Annotated in this window: 1 protein-coding gene; it reads right to left on the reverse strand. The window is 36.8% G+C overall.

The window, feature by feature from the left end; all coding sequences use genetic code 11:
* Positions 1 to 220: type ISP restriction/modification enzyme (locus BN338_RS10755; protein ID WP_039762886.1), on the reverse strand; the 220-nt coding region annotated here is incomplete at both ends.

Here is a 220-nt window from a genome sequence, read left to right on the forward strand (position 1 = left end):
CTCTGTAACTTTTGGATTGCCTTTTTTAAAGGTTACAGGATAAGGCTCTATATCTTCATAATTTACGTGCAAATGCCCTAGTTTACGTCCTGCTGTCACAAACTTCCAAAAATCATCAGCACTCTTTACGCAAGGGATACGAGGCAATTCTTTAGAGAGGTTATCAGCATAACGAGCACGATAATCTTCTGAATGCAAAATTCCATAAACATAATAAAAC

This window comes from Bartonella queenslandensis AUST/NH15 (genome assembly GCF_000312585.1).
Lineage (GTDB): Bacteria > Pseudomonadota > Alphaproteobacteria > Rhizobiales > Rhizobiaceae > Bartonella > Bartonella queenslandensis_A.